Raw genomic sequence first — 25,080 nt, 5'->3', positions numbered from 1 at the left:
AATGCTGCAATTCGAAAACGTTTCCACTTTCTACGGCAAGATCCAGGCCCTGCACAGCGTCAATGTGGAAGTGCGCCAGGGTGAGATTGTCACCCTGATCGGCGCCAACGGTGCCGGCAAATCGACCTTGCTGATGACCTTGTGCGGTTCGCCGCAAGCCTACAGTGGCAGCATCCGCTACATGGGTGAAGAACTGGTGGGCAAGCACTCCGCCGAGATCATGCGCAAGAGCATTGCGGTGGTACCGGAAGGCCGTCGAGTGTTTTCGCGCCTGACCGTGGAAGAGAACCTGGCCATGGGTGGGTTCTTTACCGACAAGGGCGATTACCAGGAACAAATGGACAAGGTGCTGCACCTGTTCCCCCGCCTCAAGGAACGCTTCAGCCAGCGCGGCGGCACCATGTCCGGCGGCGAGCAGCAAATGCTCGCCATCGGCCGGGCGCTGATGAGCAAGCCCAAGCTGTTGTTGCTGGACGAGCCTTCCCTGGGCCTGGCACCGATCATCATCCAGCAGATCTTCGACATCATCGAACAGCTGCGCAAGGACGGTGTGACGGTGTTTTTGGTGGAGCAGAACGCCAACCAGGCGCTGAAAATCGCTGACCGTGCCTATGTGCTGGAGAATGGCCGGGTGGTGATGCAGGGTACGGGTGAGCAATTGCTGACCGATCCGAAGGTGCGGGAGGCCTACCTCGGCGGCTAAGAAAGAGTGAGTTCCAAATGGGAGTTGGCTTGTGTGGGAGCTGGCTTGCCTGCGATGGCATCACCCCGGTGTATCTGAAGAACCGAGGCGTTTGCATCGCGGGCAAGCCCGACTCCCACATTTGCTTTGTATAAGTCATTAAACAGGTGTTGTTTGCAGTTTTTTTCGATGGCTTTGTAACGAATTCCCTCCCCCTTTCTCTAGTGGTGCATGCAGGCAATCAAGCCTGCGCATTCAACCACTGCTGGAGACACACCATGACCACCAAACTGTCCGCCGCCACCCTCGTTCTGGCCCTTGGTTCTGCCCTGAGCCTGTCCGCCCTGACCACCACCGCCCACGCGGCCGACGACATGCAGAAATGCTTCGGCGTGGCTGAAGCCGGCAAGAATGACTGCGCCGCGGGCGCCGGTACGTCGTGCGCTGGCACCTCCAAAACCAAAGACCAGGCCAATGCCTGGAAGCTGGTACCCGCCGGCACTTGCACCAAGACCCCAAGCACCACCTCGCCGACCGGTTTTGGCCAGGAAGCGGCCTTCACCGCCAAATCCTGAACCCCGCGCAGCCTGAGTACTGATGATGACGCCTACAGCCCAACACGCGGTCTCACCGGCTCAGGTGCCCGGCCTCCCCTATCGGGCCGGGCTGGGGCTCAAGACCGAGCACTTCAGCGAGGTTCTCGAGACCCGCCCCGACATCGGTTTTTTCGAAGTACACGCCGAAAACTACATGGTGGCCGGCGGCCCGTTTCATCACTACCTGGGGTTGATTCGTGCGCAGTACCCCCTGTCACTGCACGGCGTCGGCCTGTCCATCGGCGGCGAAGCCCCCTTGGATCGCGAGCACCTGGCACGCCTGGCCACGCTGATCGAACGCTATCAACCCCAGTCTTTTTCCGAACACCTGGCCTGGTCCAGCCACGGCCCGGTGTTTCTCAACGACTTGCTGCCCCTGGCCTACGACGCCTGCACCCTGGAGCGGGTATGCGAACACGTGGATCAGGTACAGAGCACGCTCAAGCGGCCGATGCTGTTGGAAAACCCCTCCACTTACCTGCAGTTCCAGCGCTCTACCCTGGACGAAACCGACTTCATCAGCCAGATAGTCCGCCGTACCGGTTGCGGCCTGCTGCTCGACGTCAACAACGTCTACGTGTCCTGCATCAATCATCAGCGCGACCCGCTGACCTACATCGATGCCTTGCCATTGCACGCAGTGGGTGAGATTCATCTGGCCGGTTTTGCCGAAGACACCGACAGCCTGGGCGACCGCCTGCTGATTGATGACCACGGCGCGCCGATCGATAACGCCGTGTGGCAGCTTTACGCACAGGTACTGGCGCGGACCGGAGCGGTGGCGACGCTGATCGAGCGGGATAACCAGGTGCCCGCGTTCAGCGTGTTGCAAGCAGAGGCCCGGCAGGCCGAATGGTATTTGTCGCAGGTGGCCCGATGAGCATTCAGCAAACATTCGCAGAGGCTTTACTGGCCCCGCAAGTAACCTGCCCCGAGGGCGTGTTCAGCAGCAACGGTGCTGAACCGGCGAGCCGCTTTGCGGTGTATCGAAACAATGTCCATAGCGCTTTGATCAATGCTTTGGCAGCCGCCTACCCGGTGGCGCGGCAACTGGTCGGCGATGAGTTTTTCCGTGCCATGGCCGGTCTGTATGCCCAGGCCCACCCGCCCACCAGCCCCTTGATCAGTGAGTACGGCGGCACGTTCGCTGACTTTATCCAGGGTTTCGAACCAGCCTGGAGCGTGCCCTACCTGGCCGATGTCGCCCGGCTGGAGCGCTTGAGGGTCCGCGCTTATCACGCGGCGGATTGTCTGGTTCTGGATCAGCACAGCGTACTTCGGCAACTGCAAGGTTGCGCGCAACTGGGGCAACTGCGTGTAGGACTGCATCCGTCACTTGCCACGCTGGAATCTTCCTACGCGGTGGTATCGGTTTGGGCGGCGCACCAGGCCGACGGGGCCATCGCCAGCTTGAACCCCTGGCATGCCCAAGGCGGGCTGGTCTTGCGCCAAGGGTTGGTGGTCAAGGTATTCGCCATCGACCGCGGGTCTGTGACCTTTATCAACCGACTCAACCAAGGCGCAGGGCTGGAAATGGCCATAGCTGATGCCCTGCAAGCCTCTGACGAATTCGATTTGCACCTATGTCTCACGCTGTTGATCAGCCACGACGCCATCACCCATTTGCATCTGCAACCAGAGGTATCGCCATGAACTTTCCCGCTCCCTGCCTGGTAAAACGAACCGTGGCACTGTTTGAAAAAATCCCCTACAGCCTGATCGCCTTTATCGCGCGCTTCTCCATTGCGGCGGTGTTCTGGAAGTCTGGCCAGACCAAGGTCGAAGGCTTTGCCATTGACCTGATCAGCGGCACCTTCCAATGGGGTGAGCCCAAACTCGCCGCCTCGACCCTCTTTTTGTTTCGCAGCGAATACCAATTGCCTCTGCTGTCGCCAGAGGTGGCCGCGCATCTGGCAACCTTTGCCGAGCACTTTTTCCCGGTACTGATTCTGCTGGGGTTCGCCACGCGCTTCTCGGCCCTGGCCCTGATCGGCATGACCTTGACCATCCAGCTGTTCGTCTACCCTGACGCCTACCCCACTCACGGCACCTGGCTTGCGCTGTTGTTGTTGTTGCTTGCCAAAGGCCCCGGGTGCCTGTCCATCGACCACCTGATTGCCCGTCGTTATCGCTGAAGCCGATCCAGTGCCTCGCCGCTGCGCTTGAACCAGTCCACCAGGTAGTCGGCCAACACCTGGGTACGCCGTGGCAAGCCGCCCTGGTAGGGATGCACCAGGTACATCGGCATGCTGCGTGTCTGATAATCGCGCAGCAGCCAGCGCAATCGGCCGTCAGCCAGCTCCGTGGGTAGAACGTAGGACGGCAGGCGGGCAATACCGGCGCCGACCAACGCTGCTTTTTTCAGCAGGTTGTAGTGGTTGGAGGCGAAGGTGCCGCTCACCTTTACCCGCAGCAATTCGTGTTGCTGGTGGTACAACCATTCCTCGCGGCCACTGTAATGACTGTTGAGCAAACAGCTGTGCGCCGCCAGGTCCGCTGGGGTCTGCGGCTCGCCATGCTGTTCCAGATAAGCCGGGCTGGCGCAGGTCATCTCATGCCAGGCCAGCAAAGGTTTAGCCACCAAGCGTTCATGTTCGATGGCGCCCGACCGTACCCCCAAGTCAAAACCATCCCGTGCCAAGTCTCGGTAGTTGTTATTGAGCTCCAGCTCGATCTGCACCTGCGGGTATTGCTTGGAGAACTCCAGCAGCAAGCCATCGAAGAAGGTTTCACCCAACGACACTGGAACGGTCATACGCACAGGGCCAGCCAAATCATCTTTGAGCCGCGCCAATGCCTGGCGGGCGCGTTCCACCTGCACCACCAATGCTTGTGCCTGGGGCAGCAACGCCGCGCCGGCAGCAGTCAGGCTCAGCTTGCGCGTGGTGCGGTGCAGCAAAACCACGGCAAACTGCGCTTCCAACTGGCTGATGCGCTTGGACAACTGCCCTTTGCTGCAGCCCAATTGTGCGGCCGCCACGGTGAAACTGCCGGCTTCGATCAGCACGGCGAACGCCGCCAGGTCATCCATTTCGCTCATGGACTGTTTCCATTTGAAAACCAAAGGTTGCCTATTAGCACGTTTATCCAATTAAAAAGCCACACTAGACTGAACGCAAATCCCAACCCCTGTAGGAGCGAGCTTGCTCGCGAAGAACGTCAACGATCACGCGGTAAGCCTGACTACACGCCGGCGACCTTGAGTTTTTCGCGAGCACGCTTGCCCCTGCAGGAAATCAGCCCCAGAGGAACAGCACGATGAAAATCCTATTGATCGGTGCCAGCGGCACCATCGGTTCAGCGGTCAAGGCGGAACTGGCCCAGCGCCACGAAGTGATCAGCATCGGCCGCACCAGCGGTGACTTCCAGGTGGATATCAGCGATAGCGCCTCGATCCGTAAGCTGTTCGAGCAGACCGGTAAGTTCGACGCCCTGATCTGCGCGGCAGGCAGCGTCAACTTCGTGCCCCTGGCAGACATGAACGACAGCGATTTCGAACTGGGCCTGCGTGACAAGCTGATGGGCCAGGTCAACCTGCTGTTGATCGGCCGTGAGTACGCCAACGACGGTGCTTCGTTCACGTTCACCAGCGGCATCCTGAACCGTGATCCGATCCGTACCGGCGCTTCGGCGGCCTTGGTCAACGGTGCTCTGGACGCCTTCGTCAAAGCGGCGGCCATTGAATTGCCTCGCGGCCTGCGTATCAACTCGGTCAGCCCGACGGTACTACTGGAAGCCATGGGCAGCTATGCCCCTTATTTCCGTGGCTACAAACCTGCCCCCGCCGCCGATGTAGCGCTGGCTTACGCCAAAAGCGTCGAGGGCCTACAAACTGGTCAGACCTTTATCGTGGGGTGAGGGTGAGTGCTGTAAGAAACGCCTGAAGCTGGCAAGCGGGCTTGTGATGCACGGCCAGCCTGCGTAACGTGGCGGCACTTGCCTGGAGACCCGATAATGCGCGCCGCCCGTACCCTCGTCCTGTTTGCCTTGCTTCCTGTATTCGCCGCCTGCCAATTGTTCGAAAGCGAGCCGGCCAAGCCATCGACTGTCGGGCTGACCCGTATGCAGGGTGAGTTGACCGCGGTGGACGGCAAACTGCTGTTCCAGCCGTGCGGCGACCAGCGTAGCTACGTGGTCAACGACACCGGCGGCACCAGCGTCCTGCAGGAAGCCGCCTCGCTGGCCGGCCAGCAGGGCAAGCTGTTTGCCGACCTGCGCGGCAAGTTTTCCGGGGTCGCCAGCGGCACCCAGGGTTCAGTGGACCTGCAACAGCTGTATCGCGTCGAACGCTCGACTTCAGCGTGCTCCGACCCGGACTTCAAGCGCATGATCCTGCGGGCCAACGGCCATAAACCCGCCTGGGCAATGAATGTCACGGCCAAGGGCATGGTGCTGGAACGCGAAGGCCATCCACCTTTGGCAGTACCCTACGTCGAGGAACAACTGGGCGACGGCCGCTTCAATCTGATGACCGAAGCCAACAACCAGCACATCGAACTGTGGGTGGCGCCCCAGCGCTGCGTCGACAGTGTGAGCGGCAGCCTGCAACACATGAGCGCCGAGTTGCGCGTGAACGGCCAGGTGCAGCGTGGTTGCGCAGCATTCGGCGGCTCGCGGGACGACTGATTAGGCCCTGTGCTGTTTTAACCTGACGGAAACTTGCCATTGGGGCTTATAATCGCCGGTTTGCAAAACAGCCGGCCTCCTTGCCCGCCGCCTACCGGATCCTGTCATGTTACGAATCACCGAACTCAAGCTGCCCATCGACCATCCCGAAGAAGACCTGCGCACTGCCATCGTGCAGCGCCTGGGCATCGCCAGTGATGACCTGCTCGATTTCACCCTGTTCAAGCGCAGCTACGATGCGCGTAAAAAGACCTCTGAGCTGTGCTTCATCTACACCGTCGACCTGAACGTGAAGGGTGAAGCCGCGCTGCTGCTCAAGTTTGCCGACGACCGCAACGTCAACCCGGCACCGGATGTCAGCTACAAGGTGGTGGGCCAGGCGCCGGAAGGCCTGGCTGAGCGGCCAATCGTGGTGGGCTTCGGTCCCTGCGGAATTTTCGCCGGGCTGCTGCTGGCACAGATGGGCTTCAAGCCGATCATCCTCGAGCGCGGCAAGGAAGTGCGCCAACGCACCAAGGACACCTGGGGCCTGTGGCGCAAAAGCGTGCTCAACCCCGAGTCCAACGTGCAATTCGGTGAAGGCGGCGCAGGCACCTTCTCCGACGGCAAGCTGTACAGCCAGATCAAGGACCCGAAATTCCACGGTCGCAAAGTGCTGCACGAGTTCGTCAAGGCCGGCGCGCCGGAAGAAATTCTCTACGTCAGCAAGCCCCACATCGGCACCTTCCGCCTGACCGGCGTGGTGGAAAACATGCGCGAGCAGATCATCGCCCTGGGCGGTGAAGTACGCTTCGAGCAGCGGGTCACCGACGTGTTGATCGAAGACGGCCAGTTGAACGGCGTGGTCATCGACGGCGGCGAGCAGATCCTCTCCAAGCACGTGATTCTTGCCCTGGGCCACAGCGCCCGGGACACCTTCCGCATGCTCCACGACCGTGGCGTGTACATGGAAGCCAAGCCGTTCTCGGTGGGTTTCCGTATCGAACACCCACAGTCGCTGATCGACGCCGCACGCCTGGGTAAATACGCCGGCCACCCGAAGCTGGGTGCTGCGGACTACAAGCTGGTGCACCACGCCAAGAACGGCCGTTCGGTTTACAGCTTCTGCATGTGCCCGGGCGGCACCGTCGTGGCTGCGACCTCGGAGCCCCATCGCGTCGTGACCAACGGCATGAGCCAATACTCGCGTAACGAGCGCAATGCCAACTCTGGCATCGTGGTAGGCATTACCCCCGAGGTGGATTACCCGGGTGGCCCGCTGGCCGGTATCGAGTTGCAGGAGCGCCTGGAGTCCCACGCCTACATCCTCGGCGGCAGCAACTACGAGGCCCCGGCGCAACTGGTGGGCGACTTCATCGCCGGCAAACCCTCCACCGCGCTGGGCAGTGTGGAGCCGTCCTACAAACCCGGTGTGTCGCTGGGTGACCTGGCCCTGGCCCTGCCGGACTTCGCCATCGAAGCCATCCGCGAAGCCTTGCCGGCGTTTGAGAAACAGATCAAAGGTTACTCGCTGCACGATGCGGTGCTGACCGGCATCGAGACCCGCACCTCATCGCCCTTGCGCATTACCCGCAACGAGTCAATGCAGAGCCTGAACGTCAAAGGCTTGTTCCCGGCCGGAGAAGGCGCGGGGTATGCCGGTGGGATTCTGTCGGCGGGTGTCGACGGGATTCGGATCGCCGAGGCGTTGGCGCGGGATATGCTCGGCATCCACGGTTGAAGCTTCGAGTTGTAAGCTTCAAGCCACAAGCTAAAAACAGGTATGCATCCTGCTTTTCTTGTAGCTTGGAGCTTACAACTTGGCGCTGCTTGTCAGATATTAGCGCGCAGGATGTTAGCGGGTAGCGCCTCACCGCGCTCGACACTCGCCGCAACCGCCGCGATCAACCCTTCCAGCTCATAGCCCTGCCCCGCCAGCCAAGCTTGATCGTAATAGGTCGTGGCATAGCGCTCACCACCATCGCACAAGATCGCAACGATCGACCCCGACTCCCCCGCCGCTTTCATCTGTTGCGCCGCCATCAGCGCACCGATCAGGTTGGTCCCGCTGGACCCGCCAACCCGTCGTCCCAAATGCTCAGCCAGGTAATGCATGGCCGCCAGGGACAATGCATCCGGTACCTTGACCATGGCGTCAATCACCGCCGGCAGAAACGAGGCCTCCACACGTGGGCGACCAATCCCTTCAATCCGTGAGCCACAGTCCAGGCGCAGGCTGGCATCACCACTCTGGTAGAAGTCGAAGAACACCGAGCGTTCGGCATCGGCACACAACACCCGGGTGCAATGCTGGCGATAACGCACATAGCGGCCCAGGGTCGCGGTGGTGCCGCCGGTGCCAGGGCTGGAAATCAACCAACTCGGCTCCGGGTGCTGTTCAAAGCGCATCTGCTGGAAGATCGATTCGGCGATGTTGTTGTTCGCCCGCCAGTCGGTGGCACGTTCGGCGTAAGTGAACTGGTCCATGAAGTGACCACCGCTTTCCTGGGCCAGGCGTTCGGATTCGGCGTAGATCTGCGTCGGGTCCTGGACCAGATGGCTCTTGCCACCATAGAAGGCAATCTGGGCGATCTTCTCTTGGGACGTGGTCGCGGGCATGACGGCAATGAACGGCAAGCCGAGCAAGCGCGCGAAGTAGGCTTCCGAGATCGCGGTGGAGCCGCTGGACGCTTCAATAACGGGGGCGCCAGGCTTGAGCCAACCATTGCACAGCGCATACAGGAACAACGAGCGCGCCAGCCGGTGTTTCAGGCTGCCGGTGGGGTGGCTGGACTCATCCTTGAAGTACAACTCGATGCCTGGCAAACCCGGTAATGGCAGCGGGATCAGGTGGGTATCGGCGCTCCGCTGGAAGTCCGCTTCAATGATACGAATGGCTTCGCGGGCCCAGGTACGGTGGTCGCTCATGGTGGCTTCTCTAAAGGCTTTCAGCGGTGATCTTAGGATGTTTCCCACGCTTCACACAGATACAGTGACGACGCAATTGGACACACAATTGCTAGTCTTTAACCCACCGATGTTCCGGCCAACCACTTATAACAAATAAGAATATAACTTTTGTTTTAACAACTAACGGTACGGGTTAGGGTACCCACCTATTGAACCTGGATTGGAGAGCATCCCTTGCCTCTGCGTAGCACTTTCACCCGTTTCTTCCAGCTGGAAGCCGCCAGTGGTCTGTTGTTGATCGCCGCTGCCGCTTTGGCGCTGATTATCAACAACTCACCGTTGTCGCACCTGTACAACGCCTTTCTCGACACGCCGGTGGTGGCTCAGGTTGGCGCGTTGAAAATCGCCAAGCCGGCGCTGCTTTGGATCAACGATGGCCTGATGGCCCTGTTTTTCCTGCTGATCGGCCTGGAGGTCAAGCGTGAGCTGCTGGATGGTCACCTGTCCAAGCCTTCGCAAGTGGTGCTGCCTGGCGCAGCGGCCATCGGCGGCATGGTTGTGCCGGCGCTGATCTACTGGGCGCTTAACAAGGACAACCCGGCCGCCCTGGCCGGCTGGGCGATCCCCATGGCCACCGACATTGCCTTTGCGCTGGGCGTTCTGGCCCTGCTGGGCAAGCGCGTACCAGTGTCGCTGAAGCTGTTCCTGATGACCCTGGCGATCATTGATGACCTTGGCGCCATCATCGTCATTGCCTTGTTCTATTCCGCTGACTTGTCCACGGCATCCCTGGCGGGCGCGGGGGCGTGCTTGATTGCGCTGATTGCGATGAACCGCCTGGGCGTGATCAAGCTGGGGCCGTATATGATCATCGGCCTGATCCTGTGGGTGTGCGTGCTCAAGAGCGGTGTGCATGCGACCTTGGCGGGTGTAACCCTGGCGTTCTGCATTCCACTGCGCACCAAGAATGCCGAAACCTCACCGCTGCTGAGCCTGGAACACGCCCTGCATCCCTGGGTGGCCTACGCCATCCTGCCGCTGTTCGCGTTTGCCAATGCCGGGGTCTCTCTGACAGGTGTCAGCCTGGAGAGCTTCACCCACTCCGTGCCCATGGGCATCGCCGCCGGTCTCTTGATCGGCAAGACCGTCGGTGTGTTCGGCCTCACCTGGCTGGCGATCAAGACCGGCATCGCCTCACTGCCCAGCGGCGCCAACTGGGGTCAGGTAATGGGCGTGGCGATTCTGTGCGGGATCGGCTTCACCATGAGCCTGTTTGTCGGCTCCCTGGCGTTTGTGCCAGGCGCCAGTGAGTTTGCCGGTGAAGATCGCATGGGGATTCTGACCGGGTCGATCCTGGCGGCCTTTATCGGGTATGCCGTGACGGCGATGGCAAGTCGCAAGAAAGTCGTCGTTGCATGATTGAAGTCAGTCAGTTGTAGGAGCGAGCTTGCTCGCTCCTACAAACAAAACCCCCAACCGGTCACCCGGTTGGGGGTTTTTCTTCGCCTGAAGCTTAAGGCTTAGCGAGTAACGCGGCTGGTACCGTCGACGGTCATGATGCGTACGCGGTCGCCAATGCGGAAGATTTCATTTTCCTGCACGGCTTGTACGTAAGCACGCATGCTGCCGTCGTCTTCGCGCACGGTGATTTCCACGCCCTGGGTACGGGTCAGGCCTTCTTCAGTGGCCGAGCCCAGCAGGCCGCCCGCAACTGCGCCGATCACAGCAGTAACGATGCTGCCTCGGCCGCCACCGATGGCGCTGCCGCCAACGCCGCCGATGACTGCGCCCGCGGCGCCGCCGATTGGGGTTTTGGTGCCTTCGATTTTCACCGGACGCAGAGATTCGATGGTGCCCATGCGAACGGTCTGTACACGACGCGCCTCATCACGAGAGTACGAGTCGCCGGTCAGACTCGAGGCGCAGCCACCCAGCAGCAACGACAGGGTGGTAAAGCAGGCAACTAGTAAAACGGACTTACGCATAGCATCAACTCCAAAGGACAGGTATTCATTAAACGCTGTGGCTTGGCGCGTGTCACGGCGCACCAGGCAGAAACTTGCTTTCATTCAGCCTGAGTACAGACTGCCAGCACCAGAGAACTCGACGAACGGTAACCAAGCCAGGGTACGGAACGATGCCATAACCGGCTCGATCAGTGTAGCCGCACAGCCGAAAGCGTCCGAAGTCTCTTGAACAGAGACTTCGACGCAACGGTGTTGATTCAGGTGGGATGACGAAAGGTGACGCTCAGGGCGCCAGGCGCTCGCGGCACCATTGGCCGTCTTGCAAGCGGTAGTTGAGGCGATCATGCAGGCGGCTGGCGCGGCCTTGCCAGAACTCGATGCGCTCAGGCAGTAAACGGTACCCTCCCCAATGCTCGGGGCAATCGGGCTGGGTATCGCTGAAACGCTCTTCAGTGGCCTTGAGCAGCGCCTGCAGCTCATCGCGATCACGAATGACTTTGCTCTGCGGAGAGGCCCAGGCACCCAGGCGGCTGCCCAACGGGCGCACCTGATAATAAGCATCCGACTCTTCAGGCGTGACCTTGGCCACGCGCCCTTCAATGCGTACCTGGCGCTCCAGGGTGGGCCAGAAGAAGGTCATGGCCGCAAACGGCCGCGCCGCGAGTTGTTCACCCTTGGCGCTCTGATAGTTGGTGAAGAAGGTAAAGCCCTGTGCATCCAGGCCCTTGAGCAGCAGGATGCGGCAGTGCGGGCGGCCGTCCTGATCCACTGTCGCCAGCGTCATGGCATTGGCCTCCACTGGCGGCTGTTCGGTTTTCACCGCATCAGCAAACCAATGGTGGAACAACGCAAACGGCTCGTCCGGGGCCTGGGCCTCGCTCAAACCGTCCCGTGTGTAGTCACGGCGCATATCGGCCAGTGCCTGGGTCATGCGGCTTTATCCTTGTGGTTCAACAGCTCAGTTCTTCGCCTGATCGTTCGAAGCGGGTGCCGCCTTGGCTTTTGCCGTGGCAGGTTTCTTCGCAGCCGGCTTGGCCGCAGCCTTTTTAGCCGCTGGCTTGGCCGCCGCTTTCTTGGCCGTGGCCTTTTTGGCAGGCGCTTTGGCCGCAGGTGCTGGCGCAGGCACATTCTGCACCGCGACCATTTCGGCTACGGGCGGGGTCTTGCCGGAGTTGTACTTGCTCAGCAGTGCCAACATCGTTGTACGCTGAGTGAACATGATTTCCATGCGACGGTTCAGCGCACGCCCCTGATTGCTGTCGTTGGCGGCACGCGGCATAAGGTCGCCCATGCCACGCAGCATCAAGCGATCCTGTTTCAGACCACTCAGGCTGAAAATCGAGGCAATGGACTGCGCACGCTCCTTGCTCAACGCCTGGCTGGCCGGGGCGCTGCCCGTGGCATCAACGTGGCCCAGCACCAGTACGGCGGTCTTCGGGTCAGCTTCGACGGCCTTGGCCACCCGCGTGAACGGGCCCAGGGTCACCGGCAGCAACATGGCCGGACGCTTCGGGTTGTAGGAGCCGTCTACCGGGGCAATCACCACCAGGGTGTTGTCACGGCGCTCCAGTTGCAGGTTGCTGTCCTTGATGGCGGCACGCAGGCGTGGTTCGTATTCGTCCAGCCAGGCTTGGGTGATCTTCGGGTCAGGCATTTGTACATTGGTCACATCGACCTTGGCCAATGGCTTTGGCTTGCTTTCGAACGGCCACCACCAGCGCGGCTCGCTGTCGGTCTTGGCGACGACAGGTGCGGCGTCCGAGGCCGGGGTTGCCGCCTTGAGGTCGGCTTTCAGGTCGGCCTTGGCGTCGGCGGCTTTGTCTTCGGCACTCTTGGTGGAAAACGGCCACCAGCTGTAACCGGTGTCGGCTTTGGCAGCCGGGGCAGCGGCAGCAGCGGTGACAGGCTCAACAGGCTTGGCACCGGCGGCCGGCTTGGCGTCGGGTTTGGCATCCGACTTGGCGTCGGTCTGGGCCACTGGATCCTTGGTCGCCGTTTTGTCAGATCCAAATGACCACCAATGCCCACCTTCGGCATCATTTTGTGGAGTTTGTGCACAACCCGTAATAGTGAGGCACAGCGCCAGTGCCAAAGACTTGTTCGATAACATGAGATATCCACAAAATGAGAAAAAACCAGAGGGTCGCAGGACCCGTTAAACAGACGCTAAAAGAACATTCAACTTACAACATGTCGTTCAGCATCTTTTTTATACTTGCCTTTGTAACAAAAAATTGTGAAACAGCAAGGGGTTTATAGACAACCGGCCAATATTCCGACCAACTTCTGGGCCCGCGGGTCCATAAGTACGTAGGGACCCAGGGTATTAGTCACAAAACCGAAGGCTACATCATGTTCAGGGTCGGCAAACCCGACTGAGCCCCCTGCCCCGGGATGCCCGAATGCACGTGGTCCGAGGCCGAACGTGGCATTGGGCAACTGCGGTTGATCCAACATGCAGCCCAGGCCGAAGCGGGTTTGGGTCAATAAGGTTTTATCCAGCCCGATACTGTGCTCGCGGGTCAATTGTTCGAGCATGTCGCTTTCCAGCAAACTACCGTCCAACAAACCACTATAAAACCCGGCCAGGCTGCGTGCATTACCGTGGCCATTCGCCGCAGGCTGCTGCATGCGTCGCCATTCAGGCTTATTAGTGCTGGTCAGAATAGACGGTGGATTGGCAAATGCACGGGTAGTCATCGCCGCCGGCTCGCGCATCATTACTTGAAGTAACCGTTGCGCGGCTTCATCCCCCATAGTGCCTTTGCTGCGCGCTATATGAGCGACGCGATAAAACTCTTCATCCGCCAGGCCTACATGGAAGTCCAACCCCAATGGGCGTGCCACCCGCGCCACGATCGACTCCCCCGGCCCGCGCCCGTCGGCGCGACGCAACAGTTCGCCAACCAGCCAGCCGTAGGTGATTGCCTCATAGCCGTGGCCCTGGCCCGGTGTCCACCACGGGGCTTCTGCCGCCAGGGTATCGACCATCAATTGCCAGTCGTACAACGCTTCGGTAGGCAGCATTTCGCGGATGGCGGGCAGCCCGGCCTGGTGGCAGAGCAACTGGCGCAGCGTGATCGCGTCCTTGCCAGCAGCGGCAAACTCCGGCCAGTACTCGGCTACCGGCGCATCGAGCTTGAGCTTGCCTTCGGCCACCAGTTGCAGGGCAGTCACTGCCGTGAAGGTCTTGGTGCAGGAGAACAGGTTGACGATGGTATCGCTGTGCCAGGCCTCGGCACCGTCCTTGTCGGCAGTACCGGCCCACAGGTCGACGACGGTTTGCCCGCCGATCTGGATGCACAGCCCGGCACCACGCTCCTGAGGATCATCGAACAGGGCGGCGAAGGCTTCGCGCACCGCTTCGAACTGCAGCTCGTAATGACCCTGAATCTGCACCTAAGTCCCCTCGGAAAACACCATGAAAAGTGGTCGCCATTCTTTCAGCCATTGTAGGTTTTGTGAACCCGTCAACGATGAATCAATGACCGTTTCCAGCGTGCCCACCAGCATGCTCAGCGCCCTGCCCCGCGCCTTTGCCGTCGCGCCCCGGCTTGCCGGCGTCACTTTCACGCATCGCTTGGGTGGCCTTGGCTTTTTGCGCCTCACGGCCCAACTGGTCGAGCGCGGCCAGGTTGCTCTTGCGCACCGTCTCGACAAAGCCCTGGAAGGGTACATCGGTGATGCCGACCAGGCCGAAATGGCCGTTTTCACCATCCAGCAGACGCCCGGTTACCGGCTGGTCCAGGTACTGGAACCAGTGCACCCCGACAATCGACGGCTCGGCCACCGCCTGCTTGAGGAACGCGGAGTAGGCCGCGCCGCGGTCCTCTTCGCGAGCCAGTTGCGTCACGCCGCCCCAGAACGGGCCGCGGTCGGCGGAGCCAAAGTTGAATTCGGTGATCAGTACCGGTTTGTCCAGCGCACGCAGGGCGGCGAAGTCGTAACCGTCCTGGGGTTTCAAGGTGTACATGTTGAAGCTCAGCACGTCGCAATACTGCGCGCACGAAGCGACGGCCTCGGGCGTGCTCACCGCAAAACGGCCGCCCAGCAACAGCTGGTTGGGCGCGTGCCACTTCAGCGAGTCGGAAATGGTCTTGAAGTAAGCATCGGCGAAGGTCTTCTGGAAATACTTGAAGTCGGCTTCGATTTCCGGGTGTTCAGAGCTGGGCATCGGCGGCTCGAAGCCTGGGTCTTCCATCAGTTCCCAACCAGCCAGTTGAATACCCCAGGCTTTGGAAAGGCCCTCTTCATTGCGGTATTTATCGCGCAGTTGCTTGAGGAAGGCGCGCTTGGCCGGCACGTCGGTGGTCATGCGCAGGGTGCCGTACGCCAGGGCGTAGCGGGATTTTGCATCCTCGCCAGGACCGGCCCAGGCCAGTTCGTTGTCGGCAAAGAAACCGATCAGCCAAGGATCGTCACGGTGATCGCGTGCGGCAATAGCCACTGCGCGCTCGGTGGCCATGGCAAAGCGCGGGTCGAACGGGTCGGGCATGCCGCCCCACCAGTCGGTGCCGGTGCTGATGCTGGCATAGTCACCGACAATCGACAGCGGCAAGGTGTACGGCACGCGGTCGGCAGTAGCCAGGTCCGGATCGCTCCAGTTGCCGACGGTGTTGAAGCCCCAGGCTTGCAGGCGATCGAGGGTATGGGTCACCCAGCGTGGCTGGTCCAACGCGTCACCGCCGTAAGTGCGCTGCAAGTTGGCCCCATAGAAATCGTACCAACGCCCCGAGCCAAAGCCGCGGCCTTCACCGGCGCCGTTGCCGGTGCGGCTGTCGTCGCTGCCGTAGTACTTGTCAAAGGGTTCGCCGGCCTTGGGCAGCGCCGCGAACATCCACTCGCGCCCCGCCACGTAGGTCTGGCTGTTGTCCGGCGCCACGGTGTTCACCCCCAGCGAGTAGAACGGATGCCCCTGCGGCGTCACCAGGTACCAGCGGCCGTCGCGCTTCTGGGTGCGGAAAAAACCGCTGGCATCGAAGGCCGGGCCCTTCTTCCAGCCACCGTATTGATCCAGGGAGGACTTGTCCCGCTCGGCCAGCCAGGTCTTGAGCTGCTGTTTTTCCTTGGCGGCCGATGCCTTGAGTTGCTCGTCACTGCTGACCTTCTCCGGCCAGCGTGCGCGGTTGGATTGGCCATAGGCATCCACCAGTTCAGTGTAGGCAGCCTTCAATACCGGCTCGCTGTCCTGCACGCCAAAGCGCTCCAGCAGGATACTTTGAGCGGCATTGGGCTTGAGCATCGACAGGGTCACCGAGACGACCTGGCTGCGGTCGATTTCCCCGGCGCTGGCGGCCAGCAATACCCGTTGGCCATCCACAGTCATCGGCATCGGCGGGCCGGCCTTCATGCCCTGGCTCAGCGGTGAGTTGGCTTGCAGCGGGACGAGCAGCGTCTGGGCCGGGCCGGCCGGCAGGTCGATGCGGCTGACGAGCGTCTTGCCGTCGGCGCTCTGCACCTTGACGTAAAGGGTCAGCGCCCAGTTCATCGCGCTCTGGATACGCAGGCTCATGGCGCTCGATTGCGACCAGTCCCACGTCCCCGTCTGCGGGCTGAGCACCAGGCTCGGCTCGGCCGCTGGGTTGAAGGTGATGCGGCGCAGCACCTCGCCTTCGGGCGTTTGTTCGGCATTGTATTGCGGCAGGCTGGCGTCCTGGGTCGCCACCTTGACCACATCGGCCGGCCGGACGAAGTTGAACAGCGTTTGTTGCCCCTCGGGCGCCGCCATCAACGGCGCAGCGAACAGCAGGGCAAAAAGAGCGGGCAGCGTGCGAATCATACGAACAAGGTTCTCCCAAACGGCCGATGACTGGCCTGATGATAGTGATGAGATAGACCACAGAGTGGGCGAATCCGCCCACGGTGGCTTAAGAAATTTCGCGCCTGAACGGCGGCAATGCATTGAGGATCGCCTTGCCATAGCGCTGGGTAACCAGGCGACGGTCGAGCAAGGTGATGGTGCCGCGGTCTTCTTCGGTACGCAGCAGACGCCCGCAGGCCTGCACCAGTTTCAGTGAAGCATCCGGCACCGAGATTTCCATGAACGGGTTGCCGCCCCGGGCTTCGATCCATTCGGCCAGTGCGGCCTCGACCGGGTCATCCGGCACCGAGAACGGGATTTTGGCGATCACCACGTGTTCGCAGTAGGCACCGGGCAAGTCCACGCCTTCGGCAAAGCTGGCCAGGCCGAACAACACACTGGAATCCCCACCGTCGACCCGCGCTTTGTGCTTGTTCAGGGTTTCCTGCTTGGACAGGTTGCCCTGGATAAACACTTGCTTGCGCCAGTCGCGGTCGAGGCCATCGAACACGTCCTGCATCTGTTTGCGCGACGAGAACAGCACCAGGGTGCCGCGGGAGCCTTCCACCAACGACGGCAGATCGCGAATGATCGCCGCCGTGTGCGCCGCCGCATCCCGTGGGTCGGCCTTGAGGTCCGGCACCCGAAGCACGCCGGCGTCAGCGTGATGAAACGGGCTGGGCACCACGGCGGTGACGGCCTTTTTCGGCAGGCCGGCGCGCATGCGGAAGCGGTCAAAGGTGCCCAGGGCCGTCAGCGTGGCCGAGGTTACCAGGCAGCCGTAGGCGACGTTCCACAGGTTGCGGCGCAGCATTTCAGCGGCGAGGATCGGACTGGCGTTGACCTCGATATCGAACAGCGCACCGCTTTCCGACAACGTCAGCCAGCGGGCCATGGGCGGGTTGTCTTCCGGGTCTTCGACGGTAAAGGCGGTCCACAGCTCCCAATTGCCTTGGGAACGAGACAGCAAACTGCCGAACAAGGGATACCACTCTTCGGCCTGGTTGCTGGCGATGCCGATATTGACCTCGCCATCCATGCCTTCCTTGAGCAAATCCGTCAGGCGGGTGAACAGGTCGGTCAGGCGTGAAAAGCCTTTCTTCAGCTCGATGCCCATTTCGCGCATGTGCTCGGGAATCATCCCGCCGACAAAACGGTGGCGCGGGCGCTCTCGGCCTTCGACGTCTTCACCGGGCTTGAAGTCCGCCACCTGCTCGCAGGCGCTGAACATGAACTGCTGCTGGGTCTTGATCTCGCGCGCCAGCTCCGGCACTTGCTCGATCAACTTGCCCAAGTCGCCGGGTAACGGGTGCTGGGCCAGCAACTTGGTGAGATTCTTGGCAGTGGTTTCCAGCCAGTCGGCCGTGGAACGCAAACGGGTGTAGTGGGCGAAATGGCCAATGGCCTTGTCTGGCAGATGGTGGCCTTCGTCGAAGACGTAGAGGGTGTCGCGGGGATCAGGCAGTACCGCACCGCCGCCCAAGGCGAGGTCAGCCAATACCATGTCGTGGTTGGTGACGATGACGTCCACTTTGCCCATGCCTTCGCGCGCCTTGTAGAACGCGCACTGGCCGAAGTTGGGGCAATGGCGGTTGGTGCATTGGCTATGGTCGGTGGTCAGGCGCGCCCAGTCTGAATCTTCCAGGGCGGTGGGCCAGCTGTCGCGGTCGCCGTCCCATTTGTTGCCGGCCAGCTTCTCGATCATGCTGGTAAACAGCTTCTGGCTGGCCTCATCCACCTCGATCTTGAAGCCTTCTTCTTCGAACAAGGAGGCGGTGGCGGTTTGGGCGTGGCCTTCCTGCAGCAATACGTCGAGCTTGGACAGGCACATGTAGCGGCCACGGCCCTTGGCCAGGGCGAAGGTAAAGCTCAAGCCGCTGTTGCGCATCAGGTCGGGCAAGTCTTTGTAGACGATCTGCTCTTGCAGCGCGACGGTAGCGGTGGCGATCACCAGGCGCTTGCCAGCAGCCTTGGCCGTAGGGATCGCAGCCAGGCTGTAGGCCACGGTCTTGCCGGTACCGGTACCGGCCTCGACGGCCACTACCGCAGGCTCACCCTCGCGGCGGCCTTCGTCGTCGGTGTCGATATCCCCGAGGACTTTTGCCACTTCGGCGATCATCAGGCGTTGGCCGTAGCGCGGTTTCAAGCTCTTGGCTTCGAGAAAACGCGAATAGGCGCCCTGGATCGTGGTTTTGAGTTCAGTGCTGATCATGGATAGTCGGGCGCAAAAAACGCTGGATAAATTTTCAGTGGTTCGGATCGGCCGCTATCATACCCCGCTAATTAATCCCGCGCAGAACGGAGTACCACAATGACCGCGTTTAGCCTCGCTTATACCCTGCATGTACTGGCCGCATTGATCTGGGTCGGCGGCATGTTTTTCGCCTGGATGATCCTGCGCCCCGCCGCCATGGCGGCGCTTGAGGGCCCTGCCCGGCTCAAGCTGTGGGCAAATGTGTTTCAACGTTTTTTTGTGTGGGTGTGGGTGGCGGTGGTGCTTTTACCGATCAGCGGCATCGGTTTGCTGCAACTGCGCTTCAGTGGTTTTGAGACCGCGCCGCGTTATGTGCAGGTGATGATGGGGCTGTATCTGGTGATGACGGCGTTGTTTATCCGAATCCAGGCCTTGAAGTTCCCGGAGCTGAAGGCAGCGGTGGCGGCTGAGGATTGGTCGGCGGGCGCGGCTGCGCTGGGGCAGATTCGCAGGTTGGTGGGGATTAATTTGATCGTGGGGTTGGTGGTGGTGGCGGTGGCTTCGGCTCGGCCGATGTTCTGAGGCGAGTCTTACACCGCTATCGCGGGCAAGCCCNGCGATAGCGTCAGGCCAGGCGACTCAGAGCCGCTGGATAGTCACAGACCCCGCAGGCCCAGCCGGCCCCGGTTGCCCCTCCAACCCTGGTCGGCCCTTTTCGCCGCCGTCCGCGCGGTACACCAGGCAGCCCTTGGACTGCCCGCCCTTGCCGGGTTTACCTGCAACACCCGCCAGGCCTCCAGCCCCGCCATCGACCCAGACCTTGATCTGTTCAGCCGGGAATTCCTGTGGCAACTCCAGGCGTACCTGGGCGCCCGCTGCCCCTGGCCGGCCATCGCCGCCATTATCGCCATTAAAGCCGCGCCCGGCTGAACCCCAGGTGCAACCCGGGTCCACGCCGTTGGCACCGTCCAGGCCCGCATATCCTTGGGCTCCAGCGCCACCACGGGCATCCACCGACAGCGCTTCGGCAGTCAGCGAGTTAATGCGCAAGGTCAGATCACGTCCAGCCTTGGCGGGTTTTTCGTGGGTGCCGGGGGCGCCCCGTGAGGTGATCTGGCTACCGTGCTCCAACTGCGCCTCGCGTACCTGCATTTGCAAGGCGGTATTGCCAGGCACAATGGTGATGCGTGCGTCGCGCCCCAAGTGCAGCTCATCCACCGTGACCTGGCTGATGGTGGCCGGAATCAGCAAGGTGCCGTAGTCCGCCACGTCCAGGCGCTCGAGCTGCAACACGCTGGTACTGCTGGGCAAGCGCATCAACGAGTTGGTTTCGACACTGACACTCTGGGCCAGGGCAACGGGGCTGACCAACAGGGCCAACAGAAAAACCTTACGCATCATGGGGCTCCTGAGTGTTTTCAAATTTTTCTTTGAGCGCACAGTAACGACTTCTACCGGCGATTTGCCAGTGAAGGATCAAAAAACTTCAATTCCACCTCGGTGGGTATCGACCGCCGCGCTCTAGGCCCACGCGCCCAGCCGCGCTAGTCTCTACGGTCTTGATGCGAGGATCTGCAATGACCGCTGGAATTTCTGCCCGTACGCCCCAACACGCCTTGGCGGCCCTGCTGGACCTTCACAGGCCAAAACGCCTGTTGTTAGTGGGCGCCAGCCAATTTCCGGCGCTGGATGCCTTCAAAGCTGCGCACCCGGACACCGAGGTGTTCTATGCCGCGCCAGGACCGTTGCCGGAAGACCTCGCGGCGCAGCGCTTTGACCTCGCGCTGGTGGTCGACTGCCTGGAGCACCTGTCCAAACCCCAGGGCCTGACCCTGCTCGGAGGCATCCGTAACCTCAACGCCAGCCGCATTGCCGTGCTGGTCGACCTGGGTGCCTGCGACTGGAAGGACACCGACTTTTTCTCCCTGGCCCTGCAAGCCGGCGAACGCTTCCAACGCGATGATCAGGTGCTGACGCTGTTTACCTATGATCTGCTTGACTATAAACAGGTGCCGGACTGGCTCAACGCCCGCTTCTGGGCCAACCCGGAAAACTTCGGAAAGTATTGGTGGTAACCCGATGAGTACATCCATTTGCCCGTGCGGCAGTGGCAATCTGCTGGATGCCTGCTGCGGCCATTATCACGCCGGCCACCCGGCCCCCTGCGCCAGCGCGTTGATGCGCTCGCGCTACAGCGCCTATGTGCTGGGCCTGGTCGATTACCTGGTCGCCACTACGCTGCCTGCGCAACAGGCCGGCCTGGACCGCGACGCCATTGCCGCCTGGAGTGCACAGAGCACCTGGCTGGGCCTGGAGGTGGAAAGCTCCGAGGTATTCGGCGGCCAGCCTGAGCACGCCTTTGTCACCTTTACCGCGCGCTGGCATGACGCTGCCGGTGAACATAGTCACCGCGAGCAGTCTTCTTTCGTACAGAATGAAGGGCGCTGGTACTTCATCGATCCTACGGTAGAAGTGAAGGCCGGACGTAACGATGCCTGTTTGTGTGGCAGCGGGCAGAAATTCAAGAAGTGCTGTTCCAGCTACTTCTAATCACTCGACGGGGATAGCGCCATGCTTCGGATGTATAGCTTGATGCTGGCGTTGACCCTGGCCCTGACCGGCTGCGCGTCCTGGTTCGAAGACGACGCGCCGCCCCCCCACGTTTCCCTGGTCAAGGTCGAAGTGGTGCGGGCCAAGCTGCTGGAACAGAAATTCAAGCTGTACTTTCGCGTGGACAACCGCGACGACGCCGACCTGACCGTGCGCGGCCTGGTCTACAAGGTCAGCCTGGGCAATCTGGTGTTGACCGAAGGCGAGTCCAACGAGTGGCTGACCGTACCGCCACGCGGTCATAAATTCTTCAAGGTCTCTGTGCGCACCAACCTCTGGCCACAGGTGCGTGAGGTGGTGCAGATGCTGAAAAATCCCGACCGGCCCGTGCCTTATCGTTTAGAAGGCGAACTGAAAACCGGATTATTCATCGGTAATGACGTGCAGGTGGCACACAATGGCGAGATAATCCCCGGCGATTTTATTCCGGAGCAACATCGATGACACAGCAACCCCATGTCCATGGTCCTGACTGCAACCACGATCACGACCACCATGATCATGATCACGACCACGGCCATGTCCACGGCCCGAACTGCGGCCACGCTCATCAAGAGCCGGTGCGCAATGCATTGAAGGACGTCGGTCGCAACGATCCTTGCCCGTGCGGCAGCGAGAAGAAATTCAAGAAGTGCCACGGTGCTTAAACCGCACGGGTAGGAGCGAGCTTGCTCGCGAAAAACGTCAACGATAGCGCGCGTTTTCTGAGTAAACGCGGCGCCTATGGGTTTCTCGCGAGCAAGCTCGCTCCTACAAAACCTTAAGCCACCTCGATTGGTGGCTGTTTCAAGTTCTCACGCAATTGCCAAAACTCCCGCTTGCGTCGTTTCGCCGCGCTCACTAACGTAGCGCCTTTACTGACGCTACCCCCCGCAGGAGCTTTGCCATGGCCTCGCCAGCCCTCTTACATTTTCTTCCCCGGTTCGGCGTTGCCGCGGCAGTGGTCAGTGCCTTGGGCCTGGCCGGTTGCCAGCTCCAGAACACCCAGGACACCCTGCCGCCCGTTGCCGGCGTGCAGCCAATCAAGGGCCTGGCACAGAATGTGTCGGTGCGCCGCAATGCCCAAGGCATGCCGCTGATCGAAAGCAACACCTTCCACGACGCACTGTTCAGCCTCGGTTACGTGCACGCCAGCGACCGCATCACCCAGATGGTCACCCTGCGCCTGCTGGCCCAGGGCCGCCTGGCGGAAATGTCGGGGCCGCAAGTGCTGGACGTCGACCGTTTCATGCGGGCGGTCAACCTCAAGAAAAGCGCTGGCGAGTTGTATAGCGCCTCATCGCCGCGCCTCAAACGCTTCTTTGAAGTGTATGCCCGAGGCGTCAACGCCTACCTGTTCCGTTATCGCGACAAGTTGCCGACGGACCTGGCCCAGAGCGGCTACAAGCCCGAGTACTGGAAGCCGGAAGATTCGGCGCTGCTGTTCTGCCTGCTCAATTTCAGCCAGTCGAGCAACTTGCAGGAGGAGCTTTCGTCCCTGGTGCTGGCGCAGAAGGTCGGCGTCGATAAACTGGCCTGGCTCACCCCAAGCGCACCGGACGAACCCGTCCCGCTGGCCGAAGCCGACAAGCTCAAAGGCGTCAACCTGAACCAGATCACCGGCCTCGCCGGGCTGGAGACGGTGGGCCAGCAATTGCGCGACCTCAATGCCCTGGGCGTCACCACCTCAAGCAACTGGGCCATTGGCCCACAACGCAGCCGCAGCGGCAAAAGCCTGTTGGCCAACGATATCGCCGCGCAGCCACAAGCACCGTCGCCGTGGAACTACGTGCAGATTCGTGCGCCCAAATACCAGGCCGTCGGTGCTTCGATTGCCGGCCTGCCGACCCTGCTGGCTGGTTTCAACGGCAAAGTGGCGTGGAGCATGAGCGCGGTCAAGGGCGACACCCAGGACCTGTTTCTGGAGAAGGTCAAACGCCAGGGCAGTGCGCTGTACTACGAGAACAACGGCAAATGGCTGCCGGCCGGCGTGCGCAACGAAACCTTCTTCATCAAGGGCCAGCGCTCGATTCGCGAAGTGGTGTACGAAACCCGCCACGGCGCTCTGCTCAACAGCAGCCAGGCGCTCACCAGCGGTCTTGGCCTGGCCTTGCAAACCGCCGACTTCAAGGACGACAAGAGCCTGGATGCGTTCTTCGACCTGTCCCGCGCACAAAACGCCGGCAAGGCCTCGGATGCTACCCGCGAGATTCGCGCCATCGGCCTGAACATGATCTTCGCCGACGCCAGCAACATCGGCTGGCAGGTCACCGGCCGTTTCCCCAACCGCCGCGAAGGCGAAGGCCTGTTGCCATCGCCGGGCTGGGACACGCGCTTTGACTGGGACGGCTACGCCGACGCGATGTTGCACCCGTACGACCAGGACCCGGCCCAAGGCTGGATCGGCACCGCCAACCAGCGTACCGCGCCGCGTGGCTACGGCATGCAACTGTCCAACGCCTGGGATGCACCGGAGCGCAGCGAGCGCCTGGCGCAACTGGCCAACGCCGGCAAGCATGACAGCCGCAGCCTGATCGCCATGCAATACGACCAGACCACCCTCTTCGCCGCCAAGCTCAAGAACATGTTCCAGGCACCCGGCATGGCCCAGCCGCTCAAGCAGGCCATCGAGGCCCTGCCGACAGCGGAACGTGCCAAGGCCCGCGAAGCACTGGAGCGCCTGATGACTTTCGATGGTCGGCTGGCAACCACCTCGGCTGACGCGGCAATCTACGAACTGTTCCTGCAGGAAAGCGCCCGGCAGATCTTCCTCGACAAACTCGGCCCGGAAAACAGCGCCAGTTGGAAAGCCTTCGTCAGCAACGCCAGCCTGTCCTACTCGGCCATCGCCGACCACCTGCTGGGCCGTGAAGACAGCCCATTTTGGGATGACACGCGTACACCGCAAATAGAAGACAAACCCGCGATCCTGGCTCGCACCCTGGCCGCCGCCATCACTACTGGCGACAGCCAACTGGGCGCCGACCACAAGGCCTGGCAGTGGGGCAAGTTGCACAGCACCACCTGGAAAAATACCAGCGGCCAGGTCATCCGCGGCCCCTTTGCCAGCGGTGGCGACCACAACACCTTGAACCCGGCGCCGTATAGCTGGGGCCAGGATTTCAACGCGACCCAGGTGTCGGCGCTGCGCATGATCATCGACTTCGGCCAAGTGGAACCGATGATGGGCCAGGGCGGCATCGGCCAATCCGGCAACCCGGCCAGCCCGAACTATGCCAATGGCATCGACCCGTCGCTGAAGGCGCAATACCTGAGCTTTCCGATGCAGCCGCAGAACTTTGAAAAGGTGTACGGCAAGACAAGGTTGACCCTGACGCCTGGTAAGTAACCGGGCTTCCCTGACGAAACTGGATAACGCTGTGGGAGCTGGCTTGCCTCAATGCCAGTCAGTTAAGGGCTTTTTGTAGGAGCGAGCTTGCTCGCGAAAAACTCACAGGCGCCGCTTTCATTCAGCAAGCACGCGTTATCGTTGACGATTTTCGCGAGCAAGCTCGCTCCTACAGTCGGCGATGACCGCTTGACTGACTGGCATTGTGGCTTGCCTGCGATAGCAGCCGACGGTAACCACGATGCGAAGCGAGCCGCTCTTGATCTTGCTCTTGATCTGCTTTTGATCTTGATCTTAGGCGCCCCGTCAAACCACGCTGGCCGGAATTCGACAGTGATTTGGGGGGTAAACCGGCAGGGATGCCGGTTTAGCCGCCCCGCGCCATGGA

Annotated in this window: 24 protein-coding genes; 15 read left to right on the top strand and 9 right to left on the bottom strand. The window is 61.2% G+C overall.

Translation table 11 applies throughout. From position 1 onward, the window contains the following. The first annotated feature begins 1 nt into the window (after position 1). The 5 genes from ACTJLA_RS15135 to ACTJLA_RS15115 all read left to right on the top strand — a co-directional run bounded on the left by ACTJLA_RS15135 (position 2) and on the right by ACTJLA_RS15115 (position 3,413). Complete coding sequence (locus tag ACTJLA_RS15135) at positions 2-703, top strand: ABC transporter ATP-binding protein (RefSeq protein WP_003193540.1); 702 nt, start codon at positions 2-4, stop codon at positions 701-703. Between the two features lie 257 nt (positions 704-960). Continuing rightward, positions 961-1,257: a BufA1 family periplasmic bufferin-type metallophore gene (locus ACTJLA_RS15130; RefSeq protein WP_034125953.1), complete on the top strand. Its 297-nt coding sequence runs from the start codon at positions 961-963 to the stop codon at positions 1,255-1,257. A 22-nt stretch (positions 1,258-1,279) separates the two neighbouring features. Continuing rightward, on the top strand, positions 1,280-2,158 hold the full coding sequence (gene bufB / locus ACTJLA_RS15125) for an MNIO family bufferin maturase (protein WP_057975626.1): 879 nt from the start codon (positions 1,280-1,282) through the stop codon (positions 2,156-2,158). Continuing rightward, a complete protein-coding gene (locus tag ACTJLA_RS15120; protein ID WP_440841520.1) occupies positions 2,155-2,931 on the top strand; it encodes an HvfC/BufC N-terminal domain-containing protein in 777 nt (258 codons plus the stop codon). Before bufB ends, ACTJLA_RS15120 begins: the two co-directional genes overlap by 4 nt. Beyond that, entirely contained in the window at positions 2,928-3,413 is a 486-nt protein-coding gene (locus ACTJLA_RS15115) for a DoxX family protein (RefSeq protein WP_034125950.1), read from the top strand. The genes ACTJLA_RS15120 and ACTJLA_RS15115 overlap by 4 nt, the downstream gene beginning before the upstream one ends. Here the strand turns inward: ACTJLA_RS15115 and ACTJLA_RS15110 are convergent. Further along, positions 3,404-4,318: a LysR family transcriptional regulator gene (locus ACTJLA_RS15110; protein ID WP_034125949.1), complete on the bottom strand. Its 915-nt coding sequence runs from the start codon at positions 4,316-4,318 to the stop codon at positions 3,404-3,406. The genes ACTJLA_RS15115 and ACTJLA_RS15110 overlap by 10 nt on opposite strands. A 218-nt stretch (positions 4,319-4,536) precedes the next feature. Here ACTJLA_RS15110 and ACTJLA_RS15105 point away from each other — a divergent pair, with 218 nt between their 5' ends. The 3 genes from ACTJLA_RS15105 to ACTJLA_RS15095 all read left to right on the top strand — a co-directional run bounded on the left by ACTJLA_RS15105 (position 4,537) and on the right by ACTJLA_RS15095 (position 7,624). Further along, positions 4,537-5,136, top strand: coding sequence for a short chain dehydrogenase (locus ACTJLA_RS15105; protein WP_034125948.1), 600 nt, complete (start codon positions 4,537-4,539; stop codon positions 5,134-5,136). Positions 5,137-5,232: 96 nt separating this feature from the next. Continuing rightward, on the top strand, positions 5,233-5,904 hold the full coding sequence (locus tag ACTJLA_RS15100; RefSeq protein WP_034125947.1) for a COG3650 family protein: 672 nt from the start codon (positions 5,233-5,235) through the stop codon (positions 5,902-5,904). Positions 5,905-6,010: 106 nt separating this feature from the next. Further along, on the top strand, positions 6,011-7,624 hold the full coding sequence (locus tag ACTJLA_RS15095) for an NAD(P)/FAD-dependent oxidoreductase (RefSeq protein ID WP_034125946.1): 1,614 nt from the start codon (positions 6,011-6,013) through the stop codon (positions 7,622-7,624). Between the two features lie 92 nt (positions 7,625-7,716). Here the strand turns inward: ACTJLA_RS15095 and ACTJLA_RS15090 are convergent, their stop codons facing one another. Next, the gene (locus tag ACTJLA_RS15090; protein ID WP_034125945.1) at positions 7,717-8,811 is read right to left on the bottom strand and encodes a PLP-dependent cysteine synthase family protein; all 1,095 of its coding nucleotides are present in this window, start codon (positions 8,809-8,811) and stop codon (positions 7,717-7,719) included. Positions 8,812-9,027: 216 nt separating this feature from the next. Between ACTJLA_RS15090 and nhaA the strand changes: the two genes are divergently transcribed. Continuing rightward, entirely contained in the window at positions 9,028-10,212 is a 1,185-nt protein-coding gene (gene nhaA, locus ACTJLA_RS15085; protein ID WP_054897977.1) for a Na+/H+ antiporter NhaA, read from the top strand. Positions 10,213-10,313: 101 nt separating this feature from the next. On the opposite strand, the gene ACTJLA_RS15080 is transcribed toward nhaA, so the two are convergent. From ACTJLA_RS15080 to dinG, 6 genes are all read right to left on the bottom strand, one after another. After that, positions 10,314-10,778 (bottom strand): glycine zipper 2TM domain-containing protein, encoded by a 465-nt coding sequence (locus ACTJLA_RS15080; RefSeq protein WP_003189251.1) that lies wholly within the window; start codon positions 10,776-10,778, stop codon positions 10,314-10,316. 265 nt (positions 10,779-11,043) lie between these two features. Further along, positions 11,044-11,691 carry a pyridoxamine 5'-phosphate oxidase gene (pdxH, locus tag ACTJLA_RS15075; RefSeq protein WP_054917903.1) on the bottom strand — a complete coding sequence of 216 codons (648 nt, stop codon included), beginning with the start codon at positions 11,689-11,691 and terminating at the stop codon, positions 11,044-11,046. A gap of 27 nt (positions 11,692-11,718) precedes the next feature. Then, entirely contained in the window at positions 11,719-12,870 is a 1,152-nt protein-coding gene (locus ACTJLA_RS15070) for an OmpA family protein (protein WP_080757662.1), read from the bottom strand. A gap of 143 nt (positions 12,871-13,013) precedes the next feature. Beyond that, the gene (locus ACTJLA_RS15065; protein WP_060764380.1) at positions 13,014-14,159 is read right to left on the bottom strand and encodes a serine hydrolase domain-containing protein; all 1,146 of its coding nucleotides are present in this window, start codon (positions 14,157-14,159) and stop codon (positions 13,014-13,016) included. Positions 14,160-14,241: 82 nt separating this feature from the next. Next, positions 14,242-16,539, bottom strand: a complete 2,298-nt coding sequence (locus ACTJLA_RS15060; protein WP_314549258.1) for a beta-galactosidase — start codon at positions 16,537-16,539, stop codon at positions 14,242-14,244. An 88-nt stretch (positions 16,540-16,627) separates the two neighbouring features. Further along, complete coding sequence (gene dinG / locus ACTJLA_RS15055; protein ID WP_014717263.1) at positions 16,628-18,772, bottom strand: ATP-dependent DNA helicase DinG; 2,145 nt, start codon at positions 18,770-18,772, stop codon at positions 16,628-16,630. A 99-nt stretch (positions 18,773-18,871) separates the two neighbouring features. Between dinG and ACTJLA_RS15050 the strand changes: the two genes are divergently transcribed. Next, the gene (locus ACTJLA_RS15050) at positions 18,872-19,336 is read left to right on the top strand and encodes a CopD family protein (protein ID WP_105226044.1); all 465 of its coding nucleotides are present in this window, start codon (positions 18,872-18,874) and stop codon (positions 19,334-19,336) included. Positions 19,337-19,393: 57 nt separating this feature from the next. On the opposite strand, the gene ACTJLA_RS15045 is transcribed toward ACTJLA_RS15050, so the two are convergent. Then, positions 19,394-20,152, bottom strand: a complete 759-nt coding sequence (locus tag ACTJLA_RS15045; protein WP_034125938.1) for a hypothetical protein — start codon at positions 20,150-20,152, stop codon at positions 19,394-19,396. A gap of 179 nt (positions 20,153-20,331) precedes the next feature. On the opposite strand from ACTJLA_RS15045, the gene ACTJLA_RS15040 reads away from it, so the two are divergent. The 5 genes from ACTJLA_RS15040 to ACTJLA_RS15020 all read left to right on the top strand — a co-directional run bounded on the left by ACTJLA_RS15040 (position 20,332) and on the right by ACTJLA_RS15020 (position 24,692). Next, complete coding sequence (locus tag ACTJLA_RS15040; protein WP_314549250.1) at positions 20,332-20,829, top strand: DUF6231 family protein; 498 nt, start codon at positions 20,332-20,334, stop codon at positions 20,827-20,829. A gap of 4 nt (positions 20,830-20,833) precedes the next feature. Continuing rightward, a complete protein-coding gene (locus ACTJLA_RS15035; RefSeq protein ID WP_034125936.1) occupies positions 20,834-21,304 on the top strand; it encodes a YchJ family protein in 471 nt (156 codons plus the stop codon). Positions 21,305-21,325: 21 nt separating this feature from the next. Continuing rightward, positions 21,326-21,808, top strand: a complete 483-nt coding sequence (locus ACTJLA_RS15030; RefSeq protein ID WP_057975616.1) for an LEA type 2 family protein — start codon at positions 21,326-21,328, stop codon at positions 21,806-21,808. Then, complete coding sequence (locus ACTJLA_RS15025; protein ID WP_057975615.1) at positions 21,805-22,011, top strand: SEC-C metal-binding domain-containing protein; 207 nt, start codon at positions 21,805-21,807, stop codon at positions 22,009-22,011. Before ACTJLA_RS15030 ends, ACTJLA_RS15025 begins: the two co-directional genes overlap by 4 nt. A gap of 239 nt (positions 22,012-22,250) precedes the next feature. Beyond that, a complete protein-coding gene (locus ACTJLA_RS15020) occupies positions 22,251-24,692 on the top strand; it encodes a penicillin acylase family protein (RefSeq protein ID WP_314549197.1) in 2,442 nt (813 codons plus the stop codon). Positions 24,693-25,080 lie beyond the last annotated feature (388 nt).

The organism is Pseudomonas sp. 22072 (genome assembly GCF_052046095.1).
Lineage (GTDB): Bacteria > Pseudomonadota > Gammaproteobacteria > Pseudomonadales > Pseudomonadaceae > Aquipseudomonas > Aquipseudomonas paracarnis.
The sequence above is the reverse complement of the archived record's forward strand: the minus strand, read 5'-3'. Positions and strand labels throughout refer to the sequence as shown.